The sequence below is a fragment of the Pseudomonas sp. SWRI81 genome (genome assembly GCF_014268545.1).
Classification (GTDB): domain Bacteria; phylum Pseudomonadota; class Gammaproteobacteria; order Pseudomonadales; family Pseudomonadaceae; genus Aquipseudomonas; species Aquipseudomonas hamedanensis.
Genome location: NZ_JABWQS010000081.1, coordinates 1 through 7927 on the forward strand (window position 1 = coordinate 1; position 7927 = coordinate 7927).

Annotated in this window: 5 protein-coding genes and 1 rRNA gene; 2 read left to right on the top strand and 4 right to left on the bottom strand. The window is 58.5% G+C overall.

Annotation, left to right across the window (positions count from 1 at the left end; genetic code table 11):
• The first annotated feature begins 136 nt into the window (after window positions 1-136).
• Window positions 137-252, top strand: a 5S ribosomal RNA gene (gene rrf, locus HU765_RS26435).
• A gap of 73 nt (window positions 253-325) precedes the next feature.
• On the opposite strand, the gene HU765_RS26440 is transcribed toward rrf, so the two are convergent.
• The 4 genes from HU765_RS26440 to HU765_RS26455 form a co-directional block, all read right to left on the bottom strand.
• The gene (locus HU765_RS26440; protein WP_186624036.1) at window positions 326-1504 is read right to left on the bottom strand and encodes a PepSY domain-containing protein; all 1179 of its coding nucleotides are present in this window, start codon (window positions 1502-1504) and stop codon (window positions 326-328) included.
• A gap of 77 nt (window positions 1505-1581) precedes the next feature.
• Window positions 1582-4086, bottom strand: a complete 2505-nt coding sequence (locus tag HU765_RS26445) for a TonB-dependent siderophore receptor (RefSeq protein ID WP_186624038.1) — start codon at window positions 4084-4086, stop codon at window positions 1582-1584.
• 87 nt (window positions 4087-4173) lie between these two features.
• Window positions 4174-5175 carry a FecR family protein gene (locus HU765_RS26450; protein ID WP_186624040.1) on the bottom strand — a complete coding sequence of 334 codons (1002 nt, stop codon included), beginning with the start codon at window positions 5173-5175 and terminating at the stop codon, window positions 4174-4176.
• Window positions 5175-5675 (bottom strand): sigma-70 family RNA polymerase sigma factor, encoded by a 501-nt coding sequence (locus tag HU765_RS26455; protein WP_186551554.1) that lies wholly within the window; start codon window positions 5673-5675, stop codon window positions 5175-5177. Before HU765_RS26455 ends, HU765_RS26450 begins: the two co-directional genes overlap by 1 nt.
• A 311-nt stretch (window positions 5676-5986) precedes the next feature.
• On the opposite strand from HU765_RS26455, the gene HU765_RS26460 reads away from it, so the two are divergent.
• Entirely contained in the window at window positions 5987-7867 is a 1881-nt protein-coding gene (locus HU765_RS26460; RefSeq protein ID WP_186551553.1) for a methyl-accepting chemotaxis protein, read from the top strand.
• Window positions 7868-7927 lie beyond the last annotated feature (60 nt).

Consider the following 7927-nt stretch of genomic DNA (forward strand, 5'->3'; position numbering starts at 1 on the left):
TTCCCCATGTGAGAGTAGGTCATCGTCAAGATTAAATTCCGAAACCCCAATTGCGAAAGCAGTTGGGGTTTTGTTTTAGTAGAAGTTCCTGTTTTTGCTGGCTTGTTACCGTGTTGACGGGCCAGATAAAGAATTTCTTGACGACCATAGAACATTGGAACCACCTGATCCCATCCCGAACTCAGCAGTGAAACGATGTATCGCCGATGGTAGTGTGGGGTTTCCCCATGTGAGAGTAGGTCATCGTCAAGATTGAATTCCGAAACCCCTGTCTGCGTGAGCAGTCAGGGGTTTTGTCATTTCTGGCCTGACCCAAACCAGCTGTTCAAAGCGTTTTACGTATCCTGCTGATGCGCCTTGCCTGCCACTTACGCCACCAGATATAGACACCGGTACCTGACAAACCGGCAATCAGCACGCCCAGCACTGCAATCATCACTTGCCCCGTAACGCCAAAGATTCGGCCACCGTGTATCGGTAACTGCAGCCGATAAAACTGCTCGCCCCACGTTCCCTGTCCGGCGATTTCCTGTCCCAGTAATCGCCCGTCCGTGCCATGAAAGAACAACCAGGATTTGCCATGCGCCTGCGTGTCATGCTGTCCAAACCCCGCGCCGTAAAAGTTGTATTCGAAGCTGTAGTACAACTCCCCGATTGCCGCAGTCAGTCCTAACCGTTTCCCTTCCTCTAATGCCCTTTCATACGCCTGTTGATAAGTTAGCTGCGTGACCCCCAGTTCGTCTGGAGGTATTCGACCTCGCGCCTCATAGACACTCGGCTCAATGGGCGAGAATAACGACACGACCGGTTTGAATACCTGGCTTGGCAGGTTCATCGCCACGCTGCTGACGGCAATCGGTAGCAGTAACAACCATAACCACAATCCCCCTGCACGATGCAGATCGAAATTAACGCGATAAGCATGTCCGCCTTTTACCTTCCAGGCGGTCGACCATTTCTTCCAGAACGGCTTGCCCCGCGGCAGTGTCAGCCATAACGCGACAAAACAATCGATCACCCAGGCGATGGCCACCAGCCCCATCAGCAACAGCCCCCAGTTCTCGGGAAGCGTGAGGTTGTAATGAAACTCGAGGATGAAGGGGATGAAGTTCTCCCGCTGGAAACAGCATTCTCCCCAATAGCGTTGTCCTTTTTGCTCAGCGTTCACCGGATCCAGGTAGAACACTTGGTTCGGTTCGTCGAACGGCTTGCCGGTGGCCGGGTCTGTGCGTGGCACGGCCGCCAGCAACGCGGTATGTCCTGGTTCGTTCGGGTACTCCATGTACCAGACCTGCAGTGTTGGATGCGTAGTCTGCACTGCCTGGACCAAATCGCCGGGTGGCAGTCGTTGCCCCTCGGCAGACGCCGCGTAAAACTGCGGATTCAAGGCTTCATCCAGCTCATGGTTAAACGCCAGAATGCTCCCGGTGATCCCCGCCAGCAGCAGAAACACGGCGATTGCCAATCCGATATAGCGATGCAATACAACCAAAAACGCACGCATGAACATTTCCCTCACAGAGACGACAAAGCCAGCCCCCGAATATCAGGGGCTGGCTTTTTTATGCACAGGGCACAGGATTAAAACTGGTAGCTGACCGTCGCCGCGACATTGCGCTCTTCGCCCATGTAGCAGAAGTTCAGGCTGGCGCAGGACGCCACGTAGGACTCGTTGGTCAGGTTGTTTGCATTCAGGCGCAGGTCAACGCCCTTCAAGCCGACTTTGCCCAGGTCGTAACCGATCGATGCATCGAACAATGTGTAGGAGGGCACCTTCAGGGTGTTTTCTGCATCCGCCCAGCTGTAGCCGACGTAACGCACACCACCGCCCAGACGCAGGCCATCGAGCGCCGCGCTGTCGAACTTGTAGTCAGCCCACAGCGATGCCATGTGCCGCGGTGCCTGTGTCGGTGAGTTGCCTTTGTTCTCGATGACGTCGGTGGGTGTGCTCAGCGTGCTGACCATCGATTTGGAATATTCGATATCGGTGAAGGTGTAGCTGCCGAGCACCTTCAGGTTATCGGTCAGTTGTGTATGCGCTTCCAGTTCCAGGCCTTGAGAGCGGACGGCACCTACAGCGCGATAGAAGTTTTCCTGCGGCAGTTTGGTCGCCAGGTTTTCCTGATCGATGCGGAACAGCGACGCGGTAAACAGATTGTCGGTGCCTGGCGGCTGATACTTCAGGCCGACCTCCCATTGTTTACCGTCGGTAGGCGCCAGTGGGTTACCGGCACTGTCAGCGTAGGAATTCGGATTAAACGACTCGGAGTAACTGATGTACGGCGCCAGACCGTTATCGAACAGATACAGGGCACCCGCGCGGCCGGTCAGTTTGGTGCGACGGTCTTTGATTTCGGTGCCTTGCGGGCGACCTGCTTCGGCAATCCGGTTCTCATCAGAAGTTTCTACCCAGTCCTGGCGTAGGCCCAGCGAGAAGCGCCACTGGTCCATCTCGATCAAGTCCTGCAAATACACACCCGTTTGCTCGAGGCGGCGCAGATAGCTGGTCTCACCGTACATCTCGATCGCCGAGTTGCCGTACACCGGATTGAACGCATCGATCGGCGCCAATCCGCCGCTGGTCCAGTCGACCACCGTCTTGCGTCGTTGGTAATCGGCGCCCATCAGCACCGTATGCTTGGTCGCACCGGTGAAAAATTCGGCCTGGAGCATGTTGTCGACGATAAACGCGTGCAGCCGCTCGTCGCCCCCGGTGTAATAACGGTTCAGCTCGTTGCTGGTCGGTGTGGTCCAGCCATACGCGTAGACCTGATCCATGTTTACTTTGGAGTCCAGGTAACGAAAGTTCTGTCGCGCAGTGAAGACGTCGTTGAAGCGGTGTTCGAACTGGTAGCCGAACGACTGCTGATCACGTGAGTAGCCATCAACCCCCGGCTCGCCCTCAAAGAAGTGTGGCGAGATGCGCTGGCCATTGCGCTGATGAATCGTGCCATCCGCCGGCACGCCACCGTGGTAACCGCCGTCCGGATCGTGCTGCAGGTACGCCTGCAGGGTCAGCGACGTGTCTTCGCTGAAATCGATGTTGACGGTCGGTGCGAGGGCGAAGCGCTTTTCCTTGTTGTGGTCAAATTGTGTGTCGGACTGATCGGTCAAACCGGTCAGACGATAGGCGATGCGCTTGTCGTCATCGACCGGACCGCTGAAGTCAAAGCCGACCCCGCGCTGGCCCTGCGTTCCGACTGTGGCTTGCACCTGATGATAAGCCTCGTACAGCGGCTTCTTGCTCGTCAGAGCCACCAGTCCACCCGGCGAACTGCGGCCATACAAAACCGACGACGGGCCTTTGAGAATGTCGACGCGCTCGAGGAAATACGGATCGACCTGCATGGTGCTGTAAGTGCCACTATCGCCCATCGACTTGAGGCCGTCGAGATAGAGGTTATCCACAGAACCGTCGTTGAAGCCGCGCATCGCGACGTAGTCGTAACGGTGGGTGGCACCGTAGGGATTGGTCAACACGCCAGGGGTGTAACGCATGGCCTGCGACACCGTCTGCGAACCTTGATCGTCCATTTGCTCGCGGGTCACCACGGACACGCTTTGCGACGTTTCCCGCAATGCCGTACTGGTTTTCGTGGCGATCTGGCTATGCGTGGCGTTGTAGCCATCCATGCTGCCCAGCGCGTTACCAAGGGCGAAGCCTTTGATGTCGGTGGTCGGCAAGGCCAGCGCTTCGGTTTCCGCGACCGGGCGCAGAATGTAGCTGCTGCCGTCCTGGCTGACCGCTTGCAAACCGGAACCGCCGAGCAAATGGCTCAACGCCTGTTCCGTCGAGTAGTCACCCTGAACGCCCGGCGACTGCCGGCCTTGGGTCTGTTGCGGCGTCATCGACAGGGTGATGCCGGCTTGCCGGGCAAACTGGTTCAATGCGTCACCCAGCGCTCCGGCAGGGATGTCGTAGCGATGGCTGACTTCATTGCCAGTCAGCCCGGCCGCCAGGCTCAGGCTCGGCAACACCCCGGCGCCCAGAGCGGTAGAGAACAGCGCCGCCCGGATGGCGTGGCGTAATAAACCCGATTCAACCGTGATGTTCAGAGAATGCTTACAGGTAGCGCGGACAGTCATTGTAGGTTTCCGTAGGAAGTCGCGAAGGCTGAGTGGAACTGCTTACTGACTAAGCCGGACTCGTTGCGAAAACCCGCCAAAAAATATTCAGGCCAGCGATTCCAGCGTCACCCACCAGCGGGTGCGATAGCGCAACTGGACCGGCAGGGTCTGCGGCAGCACGGCCAGCAGCCTGTCGGTATCCTCCAGGCGAAACACGCCAGACAGTTGCAGATCAGCCACTTCAGAGGCGCACGTCAGAAAACCCTGGCGATAACGCCCGACCTCAGCGAGGAAGTCGCCCAGGCGCATATTGCGCGTGACGATCAAGCCGTCGACCCAGGCGCCGGCATCCATGGGCAGCGTCGGAGCCGGCCTTACCTGATGGCGGTCAATCAGATAGCTCTGCCCGGCAAGTGCTTCCACCGATGCTCCGCCGGTATGGATGGCGACCCTTCCACGGGTGACGCTGAGCCGTGTGCAATCATTGTCCTGACGCAGAATGAAGCGCGCATCAAGCGGTTCATAACGGCCGTGGCGGTTTTCGATGCGCAGCGGCCGATCGAACGGTGCGCCTTCATCGGCGCCGCCACAACTGACGATGATTTCGCCGCGAGTCAACTTGATCAGGCGTTGTTGCGCCGTGTAATCAAGATCCACGGCGCTGGCGGTATTGAGTTCCAGGCGCGTGCCATCGGGCAACTGAAAGCCGCGACGCTCGCCGGTTGTTGTGGCGTAATCGGCGCGCCATTGCTGCCACACCGCAGTGTCCTTGGCCAGCCACGCCGCTGAACCCATCACCAGCACGCCCGACAGCAGCTTCAGCGCCTGGCGGCGGCCCAGCCCCTGTGCGCTGTTTTCCAGTGTGTTGAAGGCCACTTGCGCACCGGGTACGGCACGCAGGTTGTTGCTCAGCTCGGCTTGCAGCGACTGCACCCGTTGCCAGGCCAATTCGTGTTCAATCTGTTCGGCGCGCCATTGTTCGCATTGGCGCTGGAGGCGCGGGTTGCCGTGGTTATTACGCAGGCGCAGCAACCAGTGAATGGCCTGCCGGACCACTTTCTGCTGCGGCTCGGCGCGCCGACCCAATGACAAGTTATCCACAGGCATCAGCTCTCATACCGCAGCACGTAACAGTGATAGAGGGCATCGGCGATGTAGCGCTCCACCGAGCGCAACGACAGACCCATCTGCTCGGCGATCTGCTTATGGGTCAAGCCTTCGCACTGCGCCAACAGAAAAGCCTGACGCACTTTCGGCTTCAGTCCTTCAAGCATGCGCGCGATGCTTTCGAGCAACTCGATCACCAGCGCTCGGGCTTCGGCACCGGGCGCCTGTGCTTCGGGCAAATGGGCAATGCTTTCCAGGTAGGCGCGCTCGATTTCCTCGCGGCGCCAGTGATCAATCACCAACCCGCAGGCAATGGTGCGCAGGAAGGCGCGGGGCGCCTTGAGTTCGAGGCGTTCGGTGCGTTGCAGCAGGCGCACAAACGTATCCTGGGCCAGATCCGCTGCGTCCGCCGCGTTGCCCAGCCGTGCGCGCAGCCAAGCGTTGAGCCAGCCGTGATGACTACTGTAAAGCGTCTGTACTGCGAACTCAGGAGAGGACATTTACGCAACAGCCCGAACGTCACAAATGATAATTAGTCGCATTGTCATCAAGGGTTACAGATTTTGCAACTGTCGCTCAACCAACACCCAGAAAAATTTCCTCGCAGGCGCTCTGGCACGCCGTTCGGCGGGAATCATGCGTAAACCTCATCCATTTCCTACGCCGCCCTAAGATTTCTTCCATGCGTGCCGACAGACTGGTGAGACATGCGTGCACCAAAGTAGAGCGGCCAGAAGAACGCTGCCTGCGCTGTACATGGAATGTTGCATCCGGAACGCATCCCCACTTTTGGCATAAGAAGTCCCATGAAATGAATCTCAAGTTCAGCCATAAAATCCTGTTGGCCGCCTCGGGCGTCGTGGTCCTGGCGTTCGCGCTGTTCACGCTCTACAACGACTACCTGCAGCGAAACACCATTCGCCAGAACCTCCAGTCTTCCGTGCAGCAGGCCGGTGACCTGACCGCCAGCAGTGTGCAGAACTGGATGAGCGGAAGAATCCTGGTGCTGGAAAACCTCGCGCAAAACGTGGCCCATCAAGGCAAGAGCGCCGATCTTCCGGGACTGGTCGACCAACCAGCCTTCACTTCGAACTTTCAATTCACTTACGTCGGTCAGGCCAACGGTGTCTTTACCCAGCGCCCTGATGCGAAGATGCCCGACGGTTACGACCCGCGTCAGCGCCCTTGGTACAAACAAGCGGTCGCCGCCGACAAGACCATGCTGACCCCGCCGTACATGGCGGCCGTCGGCGGTCTGGTGGTGACCATCGCCATGCCGGTGAAGAAGAACGGCGAGCTGCTGGGCGTCGTCGGCGGTGACCTGAGTCTGGAAACCCTGGTGAAAATCATCAACTCGGTGGACTTCGGTGGCCTTGGCCATGCGTTTCTGGTCAGCGCTGACGGTCAGGTGATCGTCAGCCCGGACAAAGACCAGGTGATGAAGAACCTCAAGGACATCTACCCGAACACCAGCGTGCGCATCGAAAAAGGCAATCAGAACGTCGTGCTCAACGGCCAGGAGCGGATTCTGTCATTTACCCCGGTCAGCGACCTGCCAAATGCGCAGTGGTACATCGGTCTGTCGATCGATCACGACAAGGCCTACGCCGCACTCAGCCAATTCCGCACCTCGGCACTGATCGCGATGTTTGTCGCGGTGGCGGCGATTGCGCTGTTGCTGAGCCTGTTGATCAACGTGTTGATGCGTCCGTTGACCACCATGGGCCGCGCGATGCAAGACATCGCTCAAGGTGAAGGCGACCTGACCCGTCGTCTGGTGGTCGAGAGCAAAGACGAGTTCGGCGAACTGGGCAGCGCATTCAACCAGTTCGTTGAGCGGATTCACGCGTCGATTTCCGAAGTATCATCGGCGACCCGTCACGTTCACGATCTGTCGCAGCGGGTGATGGCGTCGTCCAACGCCTCGATTGTCGGCTCCGATGAACAGAGCGCACGCACCAATAGCGTCGCGGCGGCGATCAATCAGCTGGGCGCCGCCACTCAGGAAATCGCCCGCAACGCCGCCGATGCTTCGCAGCATGCCAGCGGCGCCAGCGAGCAGGCCGATGACGGCCGCCAAGTGGTGGAACAAACCATTCAGGCGATGACCGAGTTGTCACAAAAGATCAGCCTGTCGTGCACTCAGATCGAAACCCTGAACGCCAGCACCGACAACATCGGCCACATCCTCGATGTGATCAAAGGGATCTCGCAGCAAACCAACCTGCTGGCGCTCAATGCCGCTATCGAAGCGGCGCGGGCCGGTGAAGCCGGGCGTGGTTTTGCCGTGGTCGCGGATGAGGTGCGCAACCTTGCCCATCGCACCCAGGAGTCGGCGGAAGAAATCCACAAGATGATCACTTCGCTGCAAGTGGGTTCGCGTGAAGCGGTGAGCACGATGAACGCCAGCCAGGCATCTAGTGAGCAAAGCGTTGAAGTGGCCAATCAGGCCGGCTTGCGCCTGGTCAGCGTGACCCAGCGCATCGGCGAAATCGATGGCATGAACCAGTCGGTGGCCGCTGCAACCGAGGAGCAGACCGCCGTGGTGGAAACGCTCAACGTCGACGTCAACCAGATCAACCTGTTGAACCAGCAGAGCGTCGCCAACCTCAACGAGACGTTGAAAGATTGCGATGCGTTGTCGCAGCAGGCCAACCGGTTGAAGCAGTTGGTCGACAGTTTCAAGATTTGATGGCGGTCCGTTAGATCGCGTTACCGTTCTTCGCGAGCAGGCTCACTCCTACAGTTGACC